Source organism: Pseudomonas fluorescens (genome assembly GCF_000967965.1).
Taxonomy (GTDB): Bacteria; Pseudomonadota; Gammaproteobacteria; order Pseudomonadales; family Pseudomonadaceae; genus Aquipseudomonas; species Aquipseudomonas grandcourensis.
Genome location: NZ_LACC01000009.1, coordinates 13,345 through 35,101, shown reverse-complemented (window position 1 = coordinate 35,101; position 21,757 = coordinate 13,345). Strand labels below are relative to the sequence as shown.

Sequence of the window (21,757 nt, the reverse complement as noted above, 5' to 3'; positions counted from 1 at the left end):
CGATCAGTCCTGACGGCTGGTCACTTCCAACAGGTGGAAACCGAACTGGGTCTTGACCGGGCCCTGGACCACATTGATCGGTGCGCTGAAGACCACGGTGTCGAATTCCTTGACCATCTGGCCCGGACCGAACGAACCCAGGTCACCGCCCTGACGGCTGGATGGGCAAGTGGAGTTTGCCTTGGCAACTTCGGCGAAATCGGCGCCAGCCTCGATTTGGGCCTTGAGTTCGTTGCACTTGGCTTCGGAGGCAACAAGGATGTGACGGGCAGTGGCTTTAGCCATGGGGAAATACTCCTTTCAATACTCGATAAAGTGCTGAGCCTACCGGATTCAGTGAGCGATTTCTCCTCAAAGTTCCGTTCCGCGCGGGATCCACGGCAGGTGGCACCTCAAAGGCCGGCGTCCCTCAAACGCCTGGCATGCTGGACATACAGATCAATCGGGTCGACACCTGTGCGCAGCTGGCCGGTCGGCTGGCCAATGGAGTCCAGATGATCCAGCGCATAGTCGGACCGGATAACCGTGCCCAGGTGGGAACTGAAGCGACCGACCAGACCGTCGTTCTCGCTTTCCGTGACGAAGTAACCGGAAAGGGCCCGGCAAAAGGCGTTGAGCGGATCGAGCGCGTAGAGCCCTTCTTCGAGAACATTCGACGCCAGCACGCCACCCCACGAGTAGTAACGAACACCGTTGACCTGTTCGCAGCCCTTGCCGCCCCAGGTGGTGGGCAGTCCTTGCGGGTATTTGTCGTTGAATGCGCCTACGCCTTCGGTGGTCAGCGCATTGAGGGCGGCAATGGCGTTTCGCGGTTGATACCGATTGTCGCTCAAGGTCGCGAGGAAGTCGGCGAACAGGGTCACCACCGTCTCGGCCACATGTTCCGGCAGGCAGCCCGGCGTCAATGCCTTGCGCAGGAAATCGGCCAGTTCCGAACCATGGTTCGGCCCGCTGACGGAGGTGACCGACGCCACGCTGTGTGGCGCAATCGCTGCGGCATAACGTGCGGTCAGTGCGCCCTGGCTATGGCCTATGAGGTTGACTTTGCGTGCACCGGTTCCTTCCAGTACCCGCTCGATCTGTGCGAGCAATTGGTCTCCGCGTATCTCGTTGTCATGGATGGCCGACAAGTGGGGGACGAACACCCGGGCTCCGGCGTTCCTCAGCGCCTGCCTGACGTCGTGAAAGAGCTCGAACTTGCCGATTTTTTCGAAACCGAAAAGGCCGTGGACCAGCAGTATTGGGTAACGAGTGCTTGCATTCCTTTGCATGTTCATACCTTTACGCAGAAGTTCATTGGGACTGCATGGCGCTTCACTCTAAAACACTCGAGGTTGGCGCGATGTATGAAAAGTCCGCCGAAATTTGCGGAAAACGGAATAGAACAAGTGCGAATGCTCAAGAGTGGCTGAAGCCTTTGTCGGAATAGTTCGAGGACTTTTCGCGGCAATCAGCTTGCTGCTGATCAAAGACCTACTTTGCATGTATCGATTTTCCGAGCGGGCCGGAGTGAGAGGCCGACATCACGACTGTTCGTCATGCGGTTAAATAGTCTTCAAGAGCCGGCCTGCTGTCCGGCGTTTATTCCAGGGAATGGAGCGAATGAATGACTGTTTATGAACCCGACACCTTGAATCTCGCGCAGCAACCATTACCACCTCCCATGCTTGAGCAGGCGCAAAACGGCGTTCTGAATCCCTCTGACAAAAAAGCCGTCATCAGGGTCCTGCCTTATCCCGGCATGACCTGCGGCGACAAATTGTTGTTGAGTTGGGCGGGGCTGGATGCCGATGGCCTCGCCTGCAATCACCAGGTGGCGCGTTTTGTCAGTGAGGACCGGGTCGGCGAGGACATAATCTTTGCCGTAGGTAGCGCACATATCGCGGCGCTTGAGGGTGGTTCACTGGAAATCGGTTACTCACTCACGAGCACCCGATTGGCCGAGCCCGTGCATTCCCAAAGGTTGCAACTGAGTGTCGGAGATGTGCAATCGGACCTGTTGCCCGCGACGGTGAACGATGCGGTGGGCAGAACGCTTGATCCGGATTGGGTGAAGGAAGGGGCGATCGTTACGATCAAGCCCTATGCGCGCATGGCGGCGGGCGACTTGGTGCTACTGACCTGGGCGGGCGTTTCGGTCGAAGCAAGTTTCAGTGATGCACTCAAGGTCGAGTCGTTCGCTGTGGGGGACGAACTGTCGTTTTGGGTCAGTCCGGAGTGCATTACGCTCAATCTGGGCTCCTCGGTGTCCGTCGACTATTGCGTCAAGCAGGCAGGGCAGGGTCCTCGTTATTCTGAAGTAACGGCACTGATGATTGGCATCCTGGAGCGGCGACCACTGCGAGCACCCACTGTACTGGAAGCCAACGAAGCTTGGGTGGATCTGCAAGATGCGCAGGATGGCGTGACCGTCATCATCGAAAACGCCAGCGCTGAAAAAGGAGAACGGATCTACCTGACATGCGACGGGGAGAAATTCAATCACGGTGACGACCGCGAAATAACCCGGGACACCGCGGGCGAACCGTTGGTGTTCATCGTTCCCTACCCGTTCTGGAGGGATCATCGAGACTCCGCGATCCGTGTTTCCTGCTCAGTCGAGCGCCTTGACGGTACCCGCCAGCAATCGGGGGTGACACTGGTTCAGGTGCAGTCCCTGATGGGACATTGATTGTCATTTGCCCTCCAGTCTTCGCATGAAGACCGGAGGGCGCATGGAGGATGCTGATTATCGGGCGTTGTTTGAGGCTCGCAGCCGATCTGCCGCCTCAAGCAACAACTGTTCTGTCCCGGCCCAACCGAGGCAACCATCGGTCACCGACACACCGTATTGTAGTGTCGAACCCAACGGCTGGCAGCCCTCGAATAAATGACTCTCGATCATCATGCCGATCAGCGAACGATCACCTTGCAGACGCTGTTCAAGTACCTCCTGGAACACGGCTGGCTGGCGCAGCGGGTCTTTGCCGCTGTTGGCGTGACTGCAATCGACCATGATTCGAGCCGGAATCCTGAGCCTGGTCAGGTCGCTGTTCACCTGGGCAATGCTGGCGCTGTCGTAGTTCGGCCCGCGATGGCCGCCGCGCAATACCAGGTGGGTGTCCGCATTGCCCATGGTTTGGATGATCGCCGGATGTCCCTGGCTATCGACACCGAAATGGCGATGGGGATGGGCGGCGGAGCGCATGGCGTCGCTGGCGACGCCGACACCGCCGTCAGTCCCGTTTTTGAACCCTACCGGCATGCCCAGGCCGCTGGCCATTTCCCGGTGGATCTGCGACTCCGTGGTCCGGGCGCCAATCGCCACCCAGCTCAACAGATCGTCGAGGTAGCCGGCCGCCATCGGTTGCAACAGTTCAGTGGCAACGGGCAAACCCAGGCGAAGCATTTCGCGCATCAGTTCGCGGGACAGCGTCAGGCCGGCGGCCATGTCATCGCTGCCATCGAGGTGCGGGTCGTAGGCAAGGCCTTTCCAGCCAACCGTGGTACGGGGTTTTTCGACGTACGCGCGCATCACCAGCAGCATTTCGTCGCTGACTTCGGCGGAGAGGCGGGCAAGGTTGCCGGCGTATTCGAGAGCTGATTTCGGATCGTGTATCGAGCAGGGGCCGACGATGACCAGCAAGCGGGAATCTTCGCCGTTGAGGATCGCGCGAACCGCCTGACGGTGGGCGGTGACTTGCCGGGTCAGGGCGTTGCTGAGGGGCAATTGCTGTTTGAGATGCAATGAGCTGGGCAGGCGCAGGGTCAGCGCTTCATTGGCAGGGCTCAAGGTGGACAGCGGCAGTGCAGAGACGGACGAGTTCATATTCAAGGCTTCCTGGGCTGGTGGCGGGTTCGTGCCCGCGCGCTCGGCCCTACTGGGGTGTTCGACAATTGGCCGGATTGGCTGCGTGTGTGTGCTTGCCACCTGTGGGTGACCGATCGGAGGCGGCAGGCTGTCCCGAGCGGAGGGTGGTAAATCGCCAGGCGGTAAAACTGTCGTAACGGTAATAAGTGGCGTAGTTCATGTTTTGAATCCTCTGAATGTCTGGTGTGTCGCTAAAAGTCTTGGGGCTGAAAAAACAAAACCCCCGGTCGGGAGGCCGACCGGGGGTTGAGAATTCTCTGGTGGCGACCCGTTTAAAGTGGGCGCCGTGTGGGTATCAGGCGCGCCAGTGGCTAAACCAATACCCAAAATAAAAACTGACCGGAGCACAACCGTCGTTCACCCGGGCAGCCGCAACCGAGCGCAGGGCGCTGGCGGTACGAAGCTGTAAGAGGGTGTTGAACATGGTCTGTCTCCGATGGATGGGTCGAGCTTACTAGAGGCCGGTACGCAGATTCAATCAGAAAATGCTATCGGCCAACGAAGGCACTTTCTATCGCCTGAGTGCCCCGAAGGTTGTGACACACTCTGCGCTTCAACAAACATATCGTCACAAGGACGCATCATGACGGCACTGACCCTCGCCGCCGCGCAATCGATCTCCATCGCCGGAGATCTCGCCGGCAACATCGCCAGACATCAACTTTTCTTGCAGGTGGCTGCGGAGCAGGGCGTGCAATTGCTGGTGTTCCCTGAATTGTCGCTGACCGGATATGAACGGGGGCTTGCGGCGCAATTGGCTGTTGCGCCGGACGCGGCCGTACTGCAACCGCTGCGTGATTTTGCCAAGGAGGTCGGCGTGACGGCCGTCGTCGGCATGCCGATTCGGCTGACGGACACATCGCCGGTGCTGATTGGCGCGATGATACTCGGCGCCGATGGTTCTCTCGCGGTCTACAGCAAGCAACATCTGCATCCGGGGGAGGAGGTGGTATTTGCGCCGGGAGCGGGAGGCGAGCCTCTGACAATCGGCGTGGATACTATTGCGTTGTCCGTGTGCGCCGATTTCAACCATGCCGATCATGCGGCCCTGGCCGCACTGAAAGGCGCTGGCATATATGCTGCGGGTGTGCTGGTCACGGAAAAAGGCTACGACCCGGATACCGCCTTGTTGCAGGGCTACGCCGCTGGCCATTCGATGGTGGTGTTGATGGCCAACCATGGCGGTGCAACGGGTGGTTGGGAGTCGGCAGGACGTAGCGCAGTGTGGGCGTCGGACGGTTCGCTGATTGCGGCCGCCTCCGGTACTGGCAACCTGATGGTGGTTGCCCGGCGCAATCCCGCGGGCTGGACCGGGGAGGTATTGGCGGTGGAACTGGAATGATGGAACGCCAATGGCGTCCGGCAACACCGGATGACCTCGAATTCGCCCGCGAACTGACCTGTAGAGGCATGCTGCGCTACTACATTGAGCATGACCTGTTGTGGCAGGACGAAGCGTTTGACGTGGCCTGGGCCGGGCGCGACAACCGCGTGATTGCATGGGGCGACAAAGTGCTGGGTTATGTCAGCCTGAGCCGTGATGCCAGAGCCTTGTATATCCGCGAATTGCATATCGTCGAAGCGTTTCGTGGGCAGGGCGCCGGATCCTGGGCGATCGATCAGGTATTGGCTCTGGCGCGCCAGGAACGGCGCTCGGCGTTACGCCTGACGGTTTTCGAAAACAACCCGGCGCAAGCGTTGTACGAGCTCAAGGGATTAAGGGTGGTGGGCAAGGACGAATGTTTCCTGAGGATGCAACTGGATATCCCCGGCCTGGATTGCTGCGACACGCTTGCGACAAGCCTTTCAAGATGAATTGAAACTTTTAATCTGACGCTTTCCGCTAGGTCTGCCAGATGCTTTTTGCTAAGGTGTCTGGCAAACCAATAAGACCATATCGCGAGGTGTCTGCTTGATTAGGGTGCTAGTAGTCGATGACCATGATCTCGTTCGTACAGGCATTACACGAATGCTGGCTGACATCGATGGCCTGCAAGTAGTCGGCCAGGCCGAGTCGGGTGAGGAATCCCTGCTCAAGGCGCGTGAGCTGAAACCCGATGTGGTGCTGATGGACGTCAAGATGCCGGGTATCGGCGGTCTTGAAGCCACTCGCAAATTATTGCGCAGTCATCCGGATATCAAGGTCGTCGCGGTGACCGTGTGTGAAGAGGACCCGTTTCCTACTCGGCTGTTGCAGGCCGGTGCGGCCGGGTACCTGACCAAGGGGGCAGGTTTGCCGGAAATGGTCCAGGCCATCCGCCTGGTGTTTGCCGGGCAACGCTACATCAGCCCGCAAATTGCCCAGCAACTGGCGATCAAGTCCTTCCAGCCCACCAACGATTCGCCTTTCGATGCCTTGTCGGAACGGGAAATCCAGATCGCGCTGATGATCGTTGGCTGCCAGAAAGTGCAGATCATTTCCGACAAATTGTGCCTGTCCCCGAAAACCGTGAACACCTACCGTTACCGCATCTTCGAAAAGCTTTCGATCAGCAGTGATGTCGAGTTGACGCTGTTGGCGGTTCGTCATGGCATGGTCGACGCCAGCCTCTGAAAATGAACGACACCTTTGATCCTAGCGCCTTTCTGTCGACCGTTAGCGGGCGCCCCGGCGTGTACCGCATGTTCGACAGCGAAGCGCGGTTGCTCTACGTCGGCAAGGCGAAGAACCTCAAGAATCGCCTGTCGAGTTACTTTCGCAAGACCGGGCTTGCCCCCAAGACCGCCGCGCTGGTAGCGCGTATCGCCCAGGTCGAGACGACGATCACCGCCAACGAAACTGAAGCCTTGCTGCTTGAGCAGACGCTGATCAAGGAATGGCGCCCGCCCTACAACATCCTGCTGCGCGACGATAAATCCTACCCCTACGTCTTTCTCTCCGACGGAGAGTTTCCGCGCCTGAGCATCCATCGCGGCGCGAAAAAGGCCAAAGGCAAATACTTCGGGCCTTACCCGAGCGCCGGTGCGATCCGCGAAAGCCTGAGCCTGCTGCAAAAGACGTTTTTCGTTCGCCAATGCGAAGACAGTTATTACAAGAACCGCACGCGCCCTTGCCTGCAATACCAGATCAAACGCTGCAAGGCGCCCTGTGTCGGGCTGGTGGAACCCCAGGTGTACGCCGAGGATGTACGCCATTCGGTGATGTTTCTTGAAGGGCGCAGCAATGCACTGACTGACGAGTTGTCCGCCGGGATGGAAGAGGCGGCGATCAATCTCGAATTCGAGCGAGCAGCCGAGTTGCGGGACCAGATTGCGTTACTGCGCCGGGTCCAGGATCAACAGAGCATGGAAGGCGGGACTGGGGACGTCGACGTGATTGCCGCCTTCGTCAATCCGGGCGGCGCCTGTGTTCACCTGATCAGTGTGCGGGGCGGGCGGGTACTGGGCAGCAAGAACTTCTTCCCTCAGGTCGGTATTGAAGAAGACGTTTCTGAAGTCATGGCCGCGTTTCTCGGTCAGTACTTCATCAGCAGTCCTGAACGCGACTTGCCCAGCGAACTGATCGTCAATGTGGTCCACGATGACTTTCCCACACTGATCGCCGCCATCGACGAGCTGCGCGGTCGTGAACTGACCATCAGCCATCGCGTGCGGGGTACGCGGGCGCGCTGGCAGCAATTGGCGGTGACCAATGCCGAGCAGGCACTGAGTGCGCGCCTGGCGAATCGTCAGCACATTACGGCGCGCTTCGATGCGCTGGCCGAGGTGCTGAAGCTCGATGAGCCTCCGCAGCGCCTTGAGTGCTACGACATCAGCCACTCCAGTGGCGAGGCGACGGTGGCGTCCTGCGTGGTCTTCGGCCCCGAAGGTCCGATCAAGGCCGATTACCGCCGGTACAACATCGAGGGCGTTACGCCCGGCGATGATTACGCGGCGATGCACCAGGCGCTGACCCGACGCTTCAGCAAACTGAAGGACGGGGAGGGCAAGCTGCCGGATATCCTGCTGGTGGATGGCGGTAAAGGTCAGTTGTCCATGGCCCGCGACGTGCTCGATGAATTGTCCGTACCTGACCTGATTCTGCTGGGCGTGGCAAAAGGCGCGACGCGAAAGGCCGGTTTCGAAACCCTGTACCTGAACGACGCTGCACATGAATTCACGTTGCGCGGCGATTCTCCCGCGCTGCACCTGATCCAGCAGATTCGCGACGAAGCCCACCGGTTTGCCATTACCGGGCACCGCGCCCGGCGTGGAAAAACCCGTCGGACGTCTACACTGGAAGGCGTCGCCGGCGTCGGACCCACACGTCGGCGTGATCTGTTGAAACATTTTGGTGGATTGCAGGAGCTGTCTCGTGCAAGCATCGAAGAAATTGCCAAAGCCCCCGGGATCAGTAAAAAGCTCGCAGAGTTGATTTATGCAAATCTGCACAGCGAGTAGAATGCCCCCTCACCTCGTAGCCAGTTGTGCCGATGAATATCCCTAATCTGATTACCGTTCTACGCGTTCTGCTCATACCGATCTTCATTTTGCTGTTCTACCTGCCTTACCAGTGGAGCTACATGGCCTCCGCCTCGGTCTTCGCATTCGCTGCCGCGACCGACTGGCTGGACGGGTACCTGGCCCGCCGCCTGGAACAAAGCACACCGTTCGGGGCTTTCCTCGATCCGGTTGCCGACAAGCTGATGGTAGCGGTTGCATTGGTCCTGTTGGTGCAGGAACACGGCAACCTGTGGCTCACGCTGCCAGCTGCCGTGATCATCGGTCGCGAGATTGTCGTCTCGGCACTGCGCGAATGGATGGCCGAACTGGGCGCTCGTGCCCACGTTGCCGTATCGAACCTGGGCAAATGGAAAACCGCCGCGCAAATGCTGGCGCTGGTGATCCTGCTGGCCAATCCCAAGGATTTCAGTTTCTGGGTCTTGCTGGGCTACACCTTGCTGATGGTGTCGGCCGGCCTGACTTTGTGGTCGATGGTCCAGTACCTGCGGGCTGCCTGGCCACATCTGAAGACCGACGTTGAAAAGAAATAAAACTTTTTTGAATCAAGGGGTTGACGGGGCTTCTGGATTCTATAGAATGCGCCACACCAAGACGCGGGAATAGCTCAGTTGGTAGAGCACGACCTTGCCAAGGTCGGGGTCGCGAGTTCGAGTCTCGTTTCCCGCTCCAAGTTTGTACGCATTTGATGTCGCGCTACTGACAGCAAATGTTTTGAGGCCGAGTAGCAAAATGGTTATGCAGCGGATTGCAAATCCGCCTACGCCGGTTCGATTCCGACCTCGGCCTCCACTAATAAACAAGCTCCGTAGATCTATGATTTACGGAGCTTTTTTATTTGCAATAGCCTGCAAGATTTAGTCTTGAAAAGGGTATTTGCGAACTTGCTTCACCGGGGCGGGATGTATATATTTCCACCTCTGCTGCACAAGCGTCAGATCTGCCAGATCGTTATCTGGCAAAACCTGGACGCTTCACCGCGCTACCGCCCGAATGGCGAAACTGGTAGACGCATGGGACTTAAAATCCCCCGCTCGTAAGGGCGTGCCGGTTCGATTCCGGCTTCGGGCACCATGAATATCAAGGGCTTGCGTGAGATACCTCATGCAGGCCCTTAGTTTTTTCTTGCCGCAATTCCTATTTTGTAGACGTCACCTTCCTCCCTTTGCGGTTGCGGATGTATTGCTCAGTCATCACTACGGTGGTGTGACCAAGCTGGTCCATTACCTCCCGGATGTTGCCGGTTGACTCAGAAACTGCCCCGTCCGCGGATCGAAGTGGCGCACAAAGTGAACGTGCCTGGAACCGAAGGGCTGATCGCTGACCCCGGGCCCTCTGATCACCTTGAAGCTGTCCATCCGGTGGATCGGTATGAAATGCCGGTTATCCATTGGTACGAAATGCCGGTTATCTATTGGTACGAAATGCTGGTTGTTGATTGGTACGAAATGCTGGTTGTTGATTGGTACGAAATGCTGGTTGTTCATTGGTACGAAATGCCGGTTGTTCATTGGTACGAAATGTCGGTTGTTCATTGGTACGAAATGCCGGTTGTTCATTGGTGCGAAATGTCGGTTGTTCATTGATACGAAATGCCGGTTTCCCATATGAAACGGGCCCGTGTGGGAATGGTGGAATTGCCCGCATTGCTGTGGCTGCCCACTGACCAGAACAGCCGGGTAAGGATTTTGACCTGGGCTGCCACCGCTGATTGCCTCCAGGGAGAGGTTGCTTGCCAAAAGCCCCGCGACAAGGAGCAGGAGCTGCTTGAAGATACGCATAGCGCCACCTCCGACGGTCCCCCTACACTAAATTATAGAGCGTCATGGACCCCGGCCTGGACTTGGCGCTGAAGTAGACATCTAGCCAGACGGTGGATGACCAGAAAGTAAGAACCTGAAAATCACCCTGTAATTCATCGTGTTACAGAACGTATGTCCTAATTTTTGCCATATCTCGATACGACCCCGAGAAGATGCCGCAAAAAATCTCAAACCACTGGGTATAAGGCTTGTGGCGGCGTGCCTCGGAAAGAATTGAGGCAGGAATATTCGTCTAAGCTATTGAATTATATGAAGATATCGAATGGACTTAAAATCCCCCGCTCGTAAGGGCGTGCTGGTTCGATTCCGACTTTGGCACCATGAATATCAAGGGCTTGTGTGAGATACCTCATGCAGGCCCTTAGTTTTTTCCGCAATCAAAAAATCCTTTCCGCAATTCGCTAACGACTGCCTCCCTCGCGACATCAAACCTGTTCCTGTGCACTCCAGTGGTCATCGGCTGCCCGGTTCCATGACCACCAGGCACGTCGATCTAATCCAGTGCCCAGTCTTTCGAGCCAGTCCCACATCACTCAGGGCGAGCCTCTCTTTGCACCCCGAGTGCTTTTGGCCGCTTGTAATCCGTAGGGAGGCCGTATCTCGTTCCTGCGTGACAAACCGATGTTAAAAAATGTTATTAATAAAAAATACTTCACATAATCAGATCACTGGTAGATGATCTGTACCAGCCGGTATGACAACCTGATAACACGACAAAAACAGGATGGCCTTGATGTTCAATGAGAACTCGACTCACGTCCTGTATCACAACGTCCCTCAGCTGGTTGGTCCGCACGGTGCTGATTCTGTCTAGCCCTATTCACAACGCGGCCAACGCCTGTGCCTCGCAGGCGGCAGTCGCTGCTTTCCACTGGAGTACCCCATGAATAACAAAAATGTCGGTGTAGTCGGTCTGGGCGCGATGGGGCTGGGCATTGCCCGCTCGTTGTTGCGCAGCGGTTTTAATGTGCATGCCTGTGATGTGCGCACTGTCGTAACGGAGCAGTTCGCCGGGGAGGGCGGTGTGGCTTGCCTGTCACCGTCGCACATGGCCGCTGAGTGTGACGTGATCATTACCGTGGTGGTCAACGCCGAGCAGACCGAGACCGTATTGTTTGGTGAGGGTGGAGCCGTGGCCTCTCTGCGGCCGGGCAGCCTGGTGATCGGCTGCGCTACAGTCGCTCCGACCTACGCCGTGGATCTTGGCCAGCGCCTGGCCGCACTGGGCCTGCTGTATCTGGATGCACCGATTTCCGGTGGCGCGGCGAAGGCTGCCGCTGGCGAGATGACCATGATGACCTCGGGCCCGGCCGACGCCTACGCCAAGGCTGAGTCGATCCTGGCTGGCATGGCCGGTAAGGTGTATCGCCTGGGTGACGTCCATGGCCTGGGTTCGAAGGTCAAGATCATCAATCAACTGCTGGCCGGGGTGCATATTGCCGCTTCTGCCGAAGCCATGGCGCTGGGCCTGCGTGAAGGGGTCGATGCCGATGCGCTGTATGAGGTGATCACCCACAGCGCCGGTAATTCCTGGATGTTCGAAAACCGCGTGCCGCACATTCTCAAGGCGGACTACACGCCGTTGTCCGCGGTGGATATTTTCGTCAAGGACCTGGGCCTGGTGCTGGATACCGCCCGGGCCAGCAAATTCCCGTTGCCGCTGTCGGCCACCGCTCACCAGATGTTCATGCAGGCATCCAGTGCCGGCTTCGGCCGTGAGGACGACTCGGCGGTAATCAAGATTTTCCCTGGCATCGAATTGCCGACTGCCAAGCCTGAGCCTGTTTGAGGAACACCCCATGACTACCTCCACCGCACGCCCGTTACTGGGCTGCATCGCCGACGATTTCACCGGCGCCACGGACCTGGCCAACATGCTGGTACGCGGCGGTATGCGCACCGTGCAAAGCATTGGTATCCCGAGCGCGGAAGTTGCGGCCGGGCTTGATGCCGATGCGATTGTCATTGCCCTGAAGTCGCGTACTACGCCGGTCGCCGAAGCAGTCGAGCAGTCCCTCGCCGCGCTGGCCTGGCTGCGTGAACAAGGCTGCGAGCAGATTTTTTTCAAGTATTGCTCGACGTTCGACTCCACCGCGGCCGGCAATATCGGCCAGGTCAGCGAAGCACTGCTGGCCGCACTGGGTAGCGACTTTACCCTTGCGTGCCCGGCGTTCCCGGAGAATGGCCGGACGATCTTTCGCGGCCATCTGTTTGTGCAGGATCAACTGCTCAGCGAGTCGGGCATGCAGAACCATCCGCTGACGCCAATGACCGATGCCAATCTGGTGCGCGTCCTGCAATCGCAGACCCGCCTGAATGTCGGCCTGTTGCGCTACGACACGATTGCCCAGGGCGCTGAGCAGGTGCAGGCGCGAATCGCCGAGCTGAGGGCTCAAGGTGTCGGCATGGCCATCGCCGATGCCTTGTCGGACAGCGATCTGTACACCCTGGGTAGCGCCTGCGCCGATTTGCCGTTGTTGACGGGTGGTTCGGGGTTGGCCCTGGGCCTGCCGGAAAACTTCCGTCGTGCCGGCAAGCTACGCGACCTCGACGCCTCGAAACTCCCGGCGGTGTCCGGCGGGGAAGCGGTGTTGGCCGGTAGTGCTTCGATCGCCACCAATGGGCAAGTGGCCGCCTGGCTCGAAGCCGGCCGTCCGGCTTTGCGGATTGATCCGTTGGCCTTGGCAGCGGGCGAAGCGGTGGTGGCGCAAGCCCTGGCCTTCGCCCGTGATAACGAGCAAACCGTATTGATCTACGCCACCAGCTCACCGCAAGAGGTCAAGCTGGTGCAACAGCAACTGGGCGTCGAGCAGGCCGGTAGCCTGGTGGAAAACGCCTTTGGCGAAATTGCACAGGGCTTGCGCCAGAGTGGCGTGCGCCGTTTCGTGATCGCCGGCGGAGAAACCTCGGGTGCTGTGGTTCAGGCCCTGGGTGTACAGCTGTTGCAGATCGGCGCGCAGATTGATCCGGGTGTTCCGGCGACCGTCAGCAGTACCGAGGAGCCTTTGGCGCTGGCACTCAAATCGGGCAACTTCGGTGGCCGGGATTTCTTCAGTAAAGCCTTGAACCAACTCGCCCAGGCCGGGGGTGAAAAATGAGCTGCGCAATGAGCAACGAGAACGCCCTGCGCGAAGAAATCTGTGAGGTTGGCCGCAGCCTTTACGAGCGCGGATACACCGTCGGCAGCGCCGGTAATATCAGCGCACGCCTGGATGATGGCTGGTTGATCACGCCGACGGATGTCTGCCTCGGGCGTCTCGATCCGGCAACCATCGCCAAGGTCAATCTGGCGGGTGAATGGGTGTCCGGTGACAAGCCTTCAAAGACCCTGGCGTTGCATCGCCAGGTCTACGACCGCAACCCGAATGTCGGCGGCGTGGTGCATACCCACTCCACCCATCTGGTGGCTTTGACGCTGGCCGGTGTCTGGCAGACGGACGACATTCTGCCGCCGCTGACGCCGTATCAGGTCATGAAAGTCGGGCATATCCCGTTGATTGCCTACCAGCGACCCGGTTCGCCGAAGGTTGCCGAACAGGTCGCGCTGCTGGCCAACAGCGTTCGCGGCGTGATGCTCGAACGGCTGGGGCCGGTGGTCTGGGAGAGTTCGGTCTCCAGGGCCAGCTACGCCCTGGAAGAGCTCGAGGAAACCGCGCGGCTGTGGCTGATGAGTAATCCCAAGCCGGAACCGCTCGATCAGGTGGCGCTGGACGAACTGCGAGCAACCTTTGGTGCGCACTGGTAACGCATTGCCTTAACACGACAGATCGATAACACAGGCACTACCCGGGAAACGCACAGGGACTCTCGACGGCCCCGGCTTGCCTGAAAAAACAATAACAACAGGAAATCCAAGCATGACTCACCTTCACTGCGGCATGTTCAGATCCAGTGGCAGTACCCTTTCATTTACCCTCCGTGGAGGGCTTGTGAAATGAGCCCGTTAATCCTGATGGTTACCGCTGGGGCAGGCATCGCGCTGTTGTTGTTCCTGGTGCTCAAGTACAAGTTCCAGCCCTTCGTGGCCTTGATGCTGGTGAGCATTCTGGTGGCGCTGGTGGCCGGGGTGAAACCGGCCGATCTGGTTGCCACCATCGAAGGCGGCATGGGCAAGACCCTGGGTCATATCGCAATCATCATTGCCCTGGGCGCGATGATCGGGCGGATCATCGAGCTTTCCGGTGGTGCCGAGGCGCTGGCCAAGACGCTGATCACCCGTTTCGGCAACCGGCGTACGCCCCTGGCGTTGACGATTGCCGGCTTCATGGTCGGGGTGCCGGTATTTTTCGAGGTTGGCGTGATCATCCTCATGCCGTTGGCCTATGGTATTGCCCGGCGTGCGCGCAAGCCGCTGTTGGTGTTTGCGTTGCCGATGTGTGCTGCGTTGTTGACCGTACACGCCTTTTTGCCACCGCACCCGGGTGCAGTGGCCGCTGCCAGCCAATTGGGCGCGGACCTGGGCCGCGTGCTGATGTTCGGTTTGCCGATCACCGCGTTCCTTTGCTATGTCGGCTACCGCGTGGCCGGGCGCATGACCCGTCGGGCGTACCCGATGACCGACGATATTCGTGCCGAGGTCTATGGCCCGCATGTCACCAACGAGGATCTGGCTGCCTGGTCCAATGGCAACGACATCAGCGCTGATCGAGCGGCTGAAGCCGTATCACACATGGGCCTGGAAGAGTCGACCAGCAGCATCGTTTCCAAATTGCCGCCGGCCCCCGCACCGGGTTTTGGCCTGATCGTCAGCCTGATCCTGCTGCCGATCATTCTGATTCTGCTGGGGACTCTGTCTACCTCGTTGCTGCCTGCCGAATCGACTCTGCGCGGCATCATGACCGTGCTCGGTGCGCCGCTGGTGGCGCTGCTGATCGACACCTTGCTGTGTGCCTGGCTGCTGGGTTCGCGTCGGGGCTGGAGCCGCACTCAGGTGTCCGACGTGATCGGTTCGGCCTTGCCTGGTGTGGCCATGGTGATCCTGATTGCCGGTGCCGGCGGTGTGTTCGGCAAGGTGCTGGTGGATACCGGAATCGGTGCCGTGGTCTCCGACATGCTGCGCACCACCGGTCTGCCGGTGCTGGCCCTGGGCTTTCTGCTGACCATGTTGTTGCGCGCGGTGCAGGGCTCGACCACGGTGGCGCTGGTGACCACTGCCGGCATCATCAGCCCGCTGATTGCGACCCTCGATCTCACCCCGAACCACATGGCCTTGCTGTGCCTGGCCATGGGCGGTGGCGGGTTGGCCATGTCCCATATCAATGACGCCGGTTACTGGATCTTCACCAAGCTGTCAGGCCTGAACGTGGCCGACGGTCTGCGCACCTGGACGGTGATGACCACTTTGCTCGGCACCTTGGGTTTCTGTATTACCCTGCTGATCTGGCCCTTTGTCTAACCCTTTATCTCAGGAGCTACCATGCCTCGTTTTGCTGCCAACCTCAGCATGCTCTACCCGGAACATGAGTTTCTGGATCGCTTCGCCGCCGCTGCCTCTGACGGTTTCGAAGCGGTGGAATATCTGTTCCCCTACGACTACGGCGCTGAAGAACTCAAGCAACGCTTGAGCGACAACGGCCTGGTGCAGGCACTGTTCAACGCGCCGCCCGGTGATTGGGCTGCGGGGGAGCGGGGCACGGTGTCGTTGCCCGGTCGGGAGGGTGAATTTCGTAGCGGTTTTGATCGCGCTCTGGATTACGCCGGTGTGCTGGGCAATTCGCGCATCCATGTCATGGCCGGGCTGTTGCCGTCGGAAAGCGATCGCCCAAGGCATCACGGTGTGTACCTGGAGAACCTCGCCTACGCCACCACCCAGGCGGCCAAGGCAGGCGTCACCGTATTGCTCGAACCGATCAATACACGAGACATGCCAGGCTTTTTCCTCAACCGCCAGGATCAGGCCCAGGCCATCTGCAAGGAAGTGGGCGCCAGCAACCTGAAGGTTCAGTTCGACTGCTACCACTGCCAAATCGTCGAGGGTGACCTGGCAACCAAACTGCGTCGCGACTTCGAGGGTATCGGCCATATCCAGATCGCCGGCGTGCCGGATCGGCATGAACCGGACCTGGGGGAAGTCAATTATCCCTATCTGTTCGAGCTGATCGACCAGTTGGGTTATGACGGCTGGGTAGGGTGCGAATATCGGCCACGAGGCAACACGTCTGCCGGCTTGCAGTGGTTGCGCGACTGGAAAGCGCGGGCACTATAGGGAAGGGTGGCGACGGGCTCCACTGGATGCAGGAACCCGTCGTTTCACGCTGGTGTGTTGTCAGCCGGCAACAACAACTCGACACCCTGCTTGCGGATGCCATCGGCCGCCGCAGGGGTCAATGCGTCGTCGCTGAGGATGATGTCGAACTGCTCGAGTCCGGCGATCCTGTACATGCTGAAGGTGCCGTATTTCGAGCTGCTGGCCACCAGCACCACTTGCGAAGCCGATTGCATCGCGGCTTGCTTGACCTCAACCTTCAGCGCCGAAGGGGTTGTGAGGCCGCGCCGCAAATCCCAGGAGCTGGTCGATATGAACGCGATGTCGGTGACCACCTGACGCAAAGTGGCAACCGCCAGGCCGCCCACGCACGATTGATTGGAGTGATCCAGCTGTCCTCCGGTATGAATCACCGTGACATGGGGCGCTTCGATCAGTGCCTGGACAATGCCGAAGTCATTGGTCACCACGGTCATGCCGGACAGCGCCTTGATGTAGGGGACGATTTCCAGCGTGCTGGTTCCCGCATCCAGGTAAATCGTCATGTCGGCATGCAGCAGCCGGGCAGCGAGCCTGGCCATGGCCTGTTTCTGCGGCAACTCCACCACCGCCTTGATCTGATGGCTGGGTTCGCTGTGCAGCTGGCTGGCGATCCGCACCCCACCCGTTACCGAGTAAGCACGACCTTCCTGCTCCAGCAACGCAATGTCGCGGCGTATGGTCATGTGCGAGCAGTCGAACATTTCCATCAATTGATGAACGCTCAGCACCTGATGCTTGCGCAACTGTCGCAGCATCAATTCACGGCGCTGCTCAGGGATCATCGGTGCGCCGCTTTCGGCGGCGATGTCCTTTTGACTAGGCATTCGGGCTCCAGAATGAAGAAATCCGCAGACAGGGAAGGCGGGTAAACATAGTAGCGAATCTGCCGTCGGATCAGTAGCGCGACGAGGCACCGGGGCGCTTTCATGCTCCGGGCGCAGCTGCCGGGAAATTTCGACACGCTGCTTGAAACGGGCTTTACTGGAACAAGTCGTGCAGATTACCGAGGGCTGCATGTTCTCGGCAGCCAGTACTGGCTGGATGCCGAGTGCAAAACTACCCGTCGAGGTTGAGGACCAGCCCTTGCCCATGTCCCGGTTCCTCCCCGCCATGCTGTTCGCGCTGCTGCTCGTCGGTTGCGCCACCACGCGCTCAACTCACTGGAAGCCACCGATGTGCCGGCGGTGCATGGCGGCTATGCACCGTATCGCAAGACTCTGCTCGAACATGACGTGAAACTCTATGAGCTGCGACGCCAGCCAGACGATCCCGGCCGCAGCTCTTCGTTTGGTTTCAGTGGCGGCTCGGACTCCAGCCTGCACACCAAGGCCATGATCCTGGACAAGAAGAAAGTGTTCATTGGCTCGTTCAATTTCGACCCGCGTTCAGTGTTCTGGAATACTGAAGTCGGGGTGCTGGTCGATAGTCCCGAACTCGCCGGCCAGGTGCGTCAGCTGGCGCTTGAGGGTATGGCGCCGGCCATGAGTTACCAGGCCCGACTGGAAAACGGCGAAATCGTCTGGCTCACCGAGGACGACGGTCGCCTGCAGACCTTGCGCAAGGAGCCCAGCGACAAGATCGGCCTGGAGAAAATGCTCTAGATCGAAATCCGGAGTTCACGCCCACGGCTGTGAGCATTCAATCAGAGCTCAGGGCTTGCGTCAGGTCGCCGTGCAATAGGGACTTACAAAGAAGCCTCTCGATAAGGGTGACGCGGTCAAGCCGGAGGTCTTCTGAGGTTTTTGCCTGCACCTGCCTGACTCAGGCTCCTTGCAGTAAACGGAGGGTACCTATGCCCTTATTCTTGAGGGTAATGAATGAAACAAGGACAAGTTCTGCTGTTGGCTTTGTTGATTATGTTTTTAACGGGTTGCACGACTACGCCGCCAAAAGACCAAGGCAATCTCTGCAGCATCTTCCGTGAGTATCCCGACTGGTATGAGGACTCGCTGCAAATGCAGAGTGAATATGGGACGCCGCTGCATGTGGCCATGGCGATCATGAAGCAGGAAAGCAGCTACGTGGCGGACGCATTGCCGCCTCGTGACTACCTGCTATGGGTGATCCCCTGGGGGCGAGTCAGTTCGGCCTACGGTTATGCGCAGGCTCAGGACCCGGTGTGGGGTGAGTACAGGGACAATACTGGCAACGGTGGTTCGCGTGACAGCTTCGACGACGCGATCATGTTTATCGGTTGGTACACCACTGGCACCCAACGTCAGCTCGGAATCTCCAAATGGGACACCTACAATCAGTACCTGGCTTATCACGAGGGGCGAGGGGGCTTCAGCCGCAATACCTATCGCAGTAAACCGTGGCTGATGCAGGTTGCCCAGAAAGTGCAAAAGCAGTCAGAGGTCTACAGCGCCCAGCTCAAGCAGTGTCGCCAGGAACTGGAAGATGATCGTAGCGGGTGGTTTTAGCGCGGCATCATCGAGGAGCAAGGGCTTGCAAGCGAAAGCGGATGCAAGCCCTTGTTTGTTTCTGCTTCATTAATTTCTATCTTTGATCGTGGTTGCCTGATGCTTTCAGGACGCCGGGCCTGCCTTGCGACGATCGCTGCCGGCCGGATTGCCGGTATCGATCAGTCTTCTTTCCAGCAGTACGTTTTCCAGGGCCTGGCGGTCTGACGGGGCCATCTGATGTTCTCGCTCCTTGAGTTCCAACAGGATCGGGGTCGACCACTGGCGGTAGGTTTGTTCAGCACTACGATTGGGTGACATGGGTTCCTCCTTAATCAGGCTCCTGCCAATAAAGGCGCCGCATTTCGATACGTCCAAAACCCTAGTCGACGAAGCGGGTTACCGCCACTGCGTTACGTCGGACTGCCATTGCCCCAGATGCCCGTAGCGGCAGTGCGTTGTACGTAGTCGCTAAAGTCGCGCGCCGGGCGTCCCAGTGCCCGCTGTACGCCATCGGCCACGGGTGTGTTGCGCCCGTCCAGCACAGTCGTGAACAGATACAACACCAGATCGATCAAGGCCGGGGGAAGTTGTTCCTGTTCCATTGCCTGTCGATAGGCGTCCGGCGGTACGGCAACGAATTCGATGTTGCGATCGGTGGTGCGGGCAATCTCGGTGACAGCTTGAGCAAAGGTCAACGCCCGAGGGCCGGTCAGTTCATAGAGTTGGCCAGTGTGCTCGGGTTGGGTGAGTGCCGCGACGGCACACTCGGCGATGTCTTCTACATCGACAAAGGGCTCGGCGACCTGACCGACGGGGAGTGCGAGTTCACCTTGCACAATGGGCTCAAGAAAGTGTGCCTCGCTGAAATTCTGGCAGAACCAACTGGCCCGCAGAATCGTCCAGTCAATCCCGCTGTCCTGTACGACGCGTTCGGCCTGTTCGGCTTCCACTTCGCCGCGCCCGGATAACAAGACCAGTTTGCGGGCGCCGCTTTTCACCGCCAGGTCGGTGAACGCCTGGATGGTTTCAAGGGCGCCCGGAACGGCGAGATCCGGTTGAAAGGAAATGTAGACAGAATGAACGCCATCGATCACTGCGTCCCAGGTTGATCGATCTTCCCAGTCGAAGGGTGGATTGGCGTCGCGGGAACCCCGGCGGACGGGCAGGCCGGCGGCTTCGAGTCGTTGTGTGATGCGCCGTCCGGTTTTACCGGTGGCGCCGAGGACCAGCGTGATTGGTTGAGTCGTGTTCATTGCGTTCATCTCCATCGGGTAATGTGAGTGATGCTCACGTTTAAAAGATGATAGATGCTCATGTTTTATCGTCAACCCATCAGATCGAATTCCCCGACGTGTGGCATCTGTTGTTGGGCATAGGGAGTGGTGATGCTAAGGTGAGTACATGTCACGTTTTTGATCGGGAATTCACTCGTGCGCAAAAAGCCCTCTGAAACCCTCGAACAGCCTGCTGCAGAGCCGGTTCGACGCAATCCCACGCAACAGCGCAGCCGCGATCGTCAGGAGCGGATTCTGGCCATGGCGACTCAATTGATCGCGGACAAGGGCAGCGATCAACTCAAGATGAGTGAAATCGCCGAGCGCTCCGAGATCTCGATCGGTTCCCTTTATCAGTATTTCCCCGACAAGGGTTCAGTGATCCGTACGTTGGCCGAGCGCTATAACGCTGAGAGCCGTCGTTGCATTGCAGAGGCAATGGAGGCCGTCGAGGATGCTCGGGGGTTGCAGGCTGCCTATTCGCAGTTGCTCGACCTGTATTACGAGATCGTGATGGCTACACCGGTGATGCGTGACATCTGGTCCGGCATGCAGGCCGACAAGCAGTTGTTGCAGCTGGAGCTGGAGGAGAGTCGGGTTGCCGGAGCGCTGCTGGCCCAGGCGATGCTTCGTGTGTATCCCGATTGCGACGAACAACAGGTCGAGGAGTCCGCGTTTTTGATCTGGCACCTGGGCGAGGCAACCATGCGGTTGGCTGTCACTTGTGCTCCCAAGGAGGGGCGAGCGCTGGTCGAGGCGTTCAAACGCATGTCCCTGCGCGAGGTCATGGAGCCGGCGCGCAAGGGCGTCGACAAGTAACGTCTCCTTCGTGACATGTGACCGGTTGACTCCACGTGATCGGGGGCGTTCGATTGGTTTTGCGCAACAAAAAATCCCGACACCAGGCCGGGTTGTGAGAAAGGATGGAAATCCAGCAGGCAGCCAAAGGTTCGGAGACGTCAGTGTCACCGATCATGCTGCCCGAATCGGGCCTGTCCTCGCACCGCGAATCCGTGACGGATCATCTGAACCGAGGCAGAGGCCGGTCGACAGGCTGGAGAGACGACAGCGTGTTCCGGATCAGCGGCGTGTCCTTTTCGATGTCGTTCAGGCGATCACGGATTCTGAGGGCGGTGGGGTGTCCGCCTTGATGATCGACCCAGTCGGCGATTTCCTTGCAGGCTGCGGCCAGGCGGGCCTGACGGGAGTCCAGCAAGGTGAGCAGGGTGGTGATGGACTCTTTTTCGGACATGGGAGACACCTCCGTTCAAGAAACCTGGTGTGGCAGCAAAAAGCCCGCCGGGAGCGAGCTTTCTGCCGAATGGGTTACTGATCCTTCAGCCATTTCAGTATAGACCCGTTAAAAAGTGGTGACACTCCTCAACTTTGTCGGGCTGTCACTTGTGATTTAGCGTTCAACTGACGGCAAACACGCACGGCGTCTTCTTCAACCTCGTAGCCATCGCCGATGAAGCCTTGGGTGCGGGTATCGGCGATGCGATACCAGACCGAGGCATCCGGTGGCAGGTGGCTGTATTCACCCGCACGGCGGCCATGGATGATGATCTTGTTGCAACGCTTCACGACGAAAATGTCTTCCATGGCGTCTCCGCAGCGGATTCGTGTTCAGTTCAACTATAGAAGCCATTGCTGATCGTGCAAAAAATAGGCAGGTCAATTCGTCGGTTCAGGCGCTGACCTCTGCCCGGTGCAGTCGT

The 21,757-nt window shown here is 58.7% G+C and carries 23 protein-coding genes, 3 tRNA genes and 1 pseudogene; 18 read left to right on the top strand and 9 right to left on the bottom strand.

Features of this window, described 5'->3' with window-relative positions; all coding sequences use genetic code 11:
• Window positions 1-3: 3 nt before the first annotated feature.
• Window positions 4-285 (bottom strand): peptidylprolyl isomerase, encoded by a 282-nt coding sequence (locus VC35_RS05970; protein ID WP_046038446.1) that lies wholly within the window; start codon window positions 283-285, stop codon window positions 4-6.
• Window positions 286-392: 107 nt separating this feature from the next.
• Entirely contained in the window at window positions 393-1,271 is an 879-nt protein-coding gene (locus tag VC35_RS05965) for an esterase/lipase family protein (RefSeq protein ID WP_046038589.1), read from the bottom strand.
• A gap of 335 nt (window positions 1,272-1,606) precedes the next feature.
• Here VC35_RS05965 and VC35_RS05960 point away from each other — a divergent pair, with 335 nt between their 5' ends.
• The gene (locus VC35_RS05960; RefSeq protein WP_046038444.1) at window positions 1,607-2,671 is read left to right on the top strand and encodes a hypothetical protein; all 1,065 of its coding nucleotides are present in this window, start codon (window positions 1,607-1,609) and stop codon (window positions 2,669-2,671) included.
• A 57-nt stretch (window positions 2,672-2,728) separates the two neighbouring features.
• Here VC35_RS05960 and VC35_RS05955 read toward each other — a convergent pair whose 3' ends face one another.
• Together VC35_RS05955 and VC35_RS29925 are read right to left on the bottom strand one after the other, a co-directional pair.
• Window positions 2,729-3,808 carry a 3-deoxy-7-phosphoheptulonate synthase gene (locus tag VC35_RS05955; protein ID WP_046038442.1) on the bottom strand — a complete coding sequence of 360 codons (1,080 nt, stop codon included), beginning with the start codon at window positions 3,806-3,808 and terminating at the stop codon, window positions 2,729-2,731.
• Window positions 3,809-4,145: 337 nt separating this feature from the next.
• The gene (locus tag VC35_RS29925; RefSeq protein ID WP_259674428.1) at window positions 4,146-4,274 is read right to left on the bottom strand and encodes a hypothetical protein; all 129 of its coding nucleotides are present in this window, start codon (window positions 4,272-4,274) and stop codon (window positions 4,146-4,148) included.
• Window positions 4,275-4,433: 159 nt separating this feature from the next.
• On the opposite strand from VC35_RS29925, the gene VC35_RS05950 reads away from it, so the two are divergent.
• From VC35_RS05950 to otnI, 14 genes are all read left to right on the top strand, one after another.
• Window positions 4,434-5,192 carry a carbon-nitrogen hydrolase family protein gene (locus tag VC35_RS05950; protein ID WP_046038440.1) on the top strand — a complete coding sequence of 253 codons (759 nt, stop codon included), beginning with the start codon at window positions 4,434-4,436 and terminating at the stop codon, window positions 5,190-5,192.
• Window positions 5,192-5,665: a GNAT family N-acetyltransferase gene (locus VC35_RS05945; protein WP_046038438.1), complete on the top strand. Its 474-nt coding sequence runs from the start codon at window positions 5,192-5,194 to the stop codon at window positions 5,663-5,665. The genes VC35_RS05950 and VC35_RS05945 overlap by 1 nt, the downstream gene beginning before the upstream one ends.
• A gap of 97 nt (window positions 5,666-5,762) precedes the next feature.
• Entirely contained in the window at window positions 5,763-6,404 is a 642-nt protein-coding gene (gene gacA, locus VC35_RS05940; protein ID WP_008015884.1) for a response regulator transcription factor GacA, read from the top strand.
• Between the two features lie 2 nt (window positions 6,405-6,406).
• Window positions 6,407-8,230, top strand: a complete 1,824-nt coding sequence (gene uvrC, locus VC35_RS05935) for an excinuclease ABC subunit UvrC (RefSeq protein WP_046038435.1) — start codon at window positions 6,407-6,409, stop codon at window positions 8,228-8,230.
• A gap of 32 nt (window positions 8,231-8,262) precedes the next feature.
• The gene (gene pgsA, locus VC35_RS05930; RefSeq protein ID WP_008051977.1) at window positions 8,263-8,823 is read left to right on the top strand and encodes a CDP-diacylglycerol--glycerol-3-phosphate 3-phosphatidyltransferase; all 561 of its coding nucleotides are present in this window, start codon (window positions 8,263-8,265) and stop codon (window positions 8,821-8,823) included.
• Window positions 8,824-8,886: 63 nt separating this feature from the next.
• Window positions 8,887-8,962: transfer RNA gene (locus tag VC35_RS05925), tRNA-Gly, on the top strand.
• 46 nt (window positions 8,963-9,008) lie between these two features.
• A tRNA-Cys gene (locus VC35_RS05920) sits at window positions 9,009-9,082 on the top strand.
• A gap of 195 nt (window positions 9,083-9,277) precedes the next feature.
• Window positions 9,278-9,364: transfer RNA gene (locus tag VC35_RS05915), tRNA-Leu, on the top strand.
• 170 nt (window positions 9,365-9,534) lie between these two features.
• Complete coding sequence (locus VC35_RS29465) at window positions 9,535-9,876, top strand: hypothetical protein (protein WP_185754745.1); 342 nt, start codon at window positions 9,535-9,537, stop codon at window positions 9,874-9,876.
• A gap of 1,120 nt (window positions 9,877-10,996) precedes the next feature.
• Entirely contained in the window at window positions 10,997-11,902 is a 906-nt protein-coding gene (ltnD, locus tag VC35_RS05905; RefSeq protein WP_046038432.1) for an L-threonate dehydrogenase, read from the top strand.
• Window positions 11,903-11,912: 10 nt separating this feature from the next.
• The gene (otnK, locus tag VC35_RS05900) at window positions 11,913-13,211 is read left to right on the top strand and encodes a 3-oxo-tetronate kinase (RefSeq protein WP_046038431.1); all 1,299 of its coding nucleotides are present in this window, start codon (window positions 11,913-11,915) and stop codon (window positions 13,209-13,211) included.
• 8 nt (window positions 13,212-13,219) lie between these two features.
• Complete coding sequence (gene otnC / locus VC35_RS05895) at window positions 13,220-13,858, top strand: 3-oxo-tetronate 4-phosphate decarboxylase (RefSeq protein ID WP_046038429.1); 639 nt, start codon at window positions 13,220-13,222, stop codon at window positions 13,856-13,858.
• Between the two features lie 189 nt (window positions 13,859-14,047).
• Window positions 14,048-15,508 carry a GntT/GntP/DsdX family permease gene (locus VC35_RS05890; protein ID WP_046038428.1) on the top strand — a complete coding sequence of 487 codons (1,461 nt, stop codon included), beginning with the start codon at window positions 14,048-14,050 and terminating at the stop codon, window positions 15,506-15,508.
• Window positions 15,509-15,529: 21 nt separating this feature from the next.
• Window positions 15,530-16,318, top strand: a complete 789-nt coding sequence (gene otnI, locus VC35_RS05885; RefSeq protein WP_046038426.1) for a 2-oxo-tetronate isomerase — start codon at window positions 15,530-15,532, stop codon at window positions 16,316-16,318.
• 44 nt (window positions 16,319-16,362) lie between these two features.
• On the opposite strand, the gene VC35_RS05880 is transcribed toward otnI, so the two are convergent.
• Complete coding sequence (locus VC35_RS05880) at window positions 16,363-17,184, bottom strand: DeoR/GlpR family DNA-binding transcription regulator (RefSeq protein WP_046038425.1); 822 nt, start codon at window positions 17,182-17,184, stop codon at window positions 16,363-16,365.
• A 330-nt stretch (window positions 17,185-17,514) separates the two neighbouring features.
• Here VC35_RS05880 and VC35_RS05875 point away from each other — a divergent pair.
• Together VC35_RS05875 and VC35_RS05870 are read left to right on the top strand one after the other, a co-directional pair.
• Window positions 17,515-17,961: pseudogene (locus VC35_RS05875) on the top strand (phospholipase D-like domain-containing protein); the annotation flags it as partial.
• Between the two features lie 216 nt (window positions 17,962-18,177).
• Window positions 18,178-18,783, top strand: coding sequence for a transglycosylase SLT domain-containing protein (locus VC35_RS05870; RefSeq protein WP_046038422.1), 606 nt, complete (start codon window positions 18,178-18,180; stop codon window positions 18,781-18,783).
• A 105-nt stretch (window positions 18,784-18,888) separates the two neighbouring features.
• On the opposite strand, the gene VC35_RS05865 is transcribed toward VC35_RS05870, so the two are convergent.
• Complete coding sequence (locus VC35_RS05865; RefSeq protein ID WP_046038420.1) at window positions 18,889-19,083, bottom strand: hypothetical protein; 195 nt, start codon at window positions 19,081-19,083, stop codon at window positions 18,889-18,891.
• Window positions 19,084-19,175: 92 nt separating this feature from the next.
• Window positions 19,176-20,018: an NAD(P)H-binding protein gene (locus VC35_RS05860; RefSeq protein WP_046038417.1), complete on the bottom strand. Its 843-nt coding sequence runs from the start codon at window positions 20,016-20,018 to the stop codon at window positions 19,176-19,178.
• Between the two features lie 177 nt (window positions 20,019-20,195).
• On the opposite strand from VC35_RS05860, the gene VC35_RS05855 reads away from it, so the two are divergent.
• Window positions 20,196-20,858 (top strand): TetR/AcrR family transcriptional regulator, encoded by a 663-nt coding sequence (locus VC35_RS05855; protein WP_046038415.1) that lies wholly within the window; start codon window positions 20,196-20,198, stop codon window positions 20,856-20,858.
• 202 nt (window positions 20,859-21,060) lie between these two features.
• On the opposite strand, the gene VC35_RS05850 is transcribed toward VC35_RS05855, so the two are convergent.
• Window positions 21,061-21,291 (bottom strand): hypothetical protein, encoded by a 231-nt coding sequence (locus VC35_RS05850; protein ID WP_046038414.1) that lies wholly within the window; start codon window positions 21,289-21,291, stop codon window positions 21,061-21,063.
• 128 nt (window positions 21,292-21,419) lie between these two features.
• Window positions 21,420-21,641, bottom strand: coding sequence for a hypothetical protein (locus VC35_RS05845; protein ID WP_046038412.1), 222 nt, complete (start codon window positions 21,639-21,641; stop codon window positions 21,420-21,422).
• Window positions 21,642-21,757 lie beyond the last annotated feature (116 nt).

What these genes read in the sequence shown, in the direction of transcription:
- VC35_RS05865 (WP_046038420.1), bottom strand. Translation starts at nt 19,083, where the DNA reads ATGTCACCCAATCGTAGTGCTGAACAAACCTACCGCCAGTGGTCGACC.
- VC35_RS05945 (WP_046038438.1), top strand. Translation starts at nt 5,192, where the DNA reads ATGGAACGCCAATGGCGTCCGGCAACACCGGATGACCTCGAATTCGCC.
- VC35_RS05960 (WP_046038444.1), top strand. Translation starts at nt 1,607, where the DNA reads ATGACTGTTTATGAACCCGACACCTTGAATCTCGCGCAGCAACCATTA.
- otnI (WP_046038426.1), top strand. Translation starts at nt 15,530, where the DNA reads ATGCCTCGTTTTGCTGCCAACCTCAGCATGCTCTACCCGGAACATGAG.
- VC35_RS05970 (WP_046038446.1), bottom strand. Translation starts at nt 285, where the DNA reads ATGGCTAAAGCCACTGCCCGTCACATCCTTGTTGCCTCCGAAGCCAAG.
- otnC (WP_046038429.1), top strand. Translation starts at nt 13,220, where the DNA reads ATGAGCAACGAGAACGCCCTGCGCGAAGAAATCTGTGAGGTTGGCCGC.
- VC35_RS05890 (WP_046038428.1), top strand. Translation starts at nt 14,048, where the DNA reads ATGAGCCCGTTAATCCTGATGGTTACCGCTGGGGCAGGCATCGCGCTG.
- ltnD (WP_046038432.1), top strand. Translation starts at nt 10,997, where the DNA reads ATGAATAACAAAAATGTCGGTGTAGTCGGTCTGGGCGCGATGGGGCTG.
- VC35_RS05860 (WP_046038417.1), bottom strand. Translation starts at nt 20,018, where the DNA reads ATGAACACGACTCAACCAATCACGCTGGTCCTCGGCGCCACCGGTAAA.
- otnK (WP_046038431.1), top strand. Translation starts at nt 11,913, where the DNA reads ATGACTACCTCCACCGCACGCCCGTTACTGGGCTGCATCGCCGACGAT.
- VC35_RS05950 (WP_046038440.1), top strand. Translation starts at nt 4,434, where the DNA reads ATGACGGCACTGACCCTCGCCGCCGCGCAATCGATCTCCATCGCCGGA.
- VC35_RS05850 (WP_046038414.1), bottom strand. Translation starts at nt 21,291, where the DNA reads ATGTCCGAAAAAGAGTCCATCACCACCCTGCTCACCTTGCTGGACTCC.
- VC35_RS05965 (WP_046038589.1), bottom strand. Translation starts at nt 1,271, where the DNA reads ATGCAAAGGAATGCAAGCACTCGTTACCCAATACTGCTGGTCCACGGC.
- VC35_RS05870 (WP_046038422.1), top strand. Translation starts at nt 18,178, where the DNA reads ATGAAACAAGGACAAGTTCTGCTGTTGGCTTTGTTGATTATGTTTTTA.
- VC35_RS29925 (WP_259674428.1), bottom strand. Translation starts at nt 4,274, where the DNA reads ATGTTCAACACCCTCTTACAGCTTCGTACCGCCAGCGCCCTGCGCTCG.
- VC35_RS05845 (WP_046038412.1), bottom strand. Translation starts at nt 21,641, where the DNA reads ATGGAAGACATTTTCGTCGTGAAGCGTTGCAACAAGATCATCATCCAT.
- pgsA (WP_008051977.1), top strand. Translation starts at nt 8,263, where the DNA reads ATGAATATCCCTAATCTGATTACCGTTCTACGCGTTCTGCTCATACCG.
- VC35_RS05955 (WP_046038442.1), bottom strand. Translation starts at nt 3,808, where the DNA reads ATGAACTCGTCCGTCTCTGCACTGCCGCTGTCCACCTTGAGCCCTGCC.
- VC35_RS05880 (WP_046038425.1), bottom strand. Translation starts at nt 17,184, where the DNA reads ATGCCTAGTCAAAAGGACATCGCCGCCGAAAGCGGCGCACCGATGATC.
- uvrC (WP_046038435.1), top strand. Translation starts at nt 6,407, where the DNA reads ATGAACGACACCTTTGATCCTAGCGCCTTTCTGTCGACCGTTAGCGGG.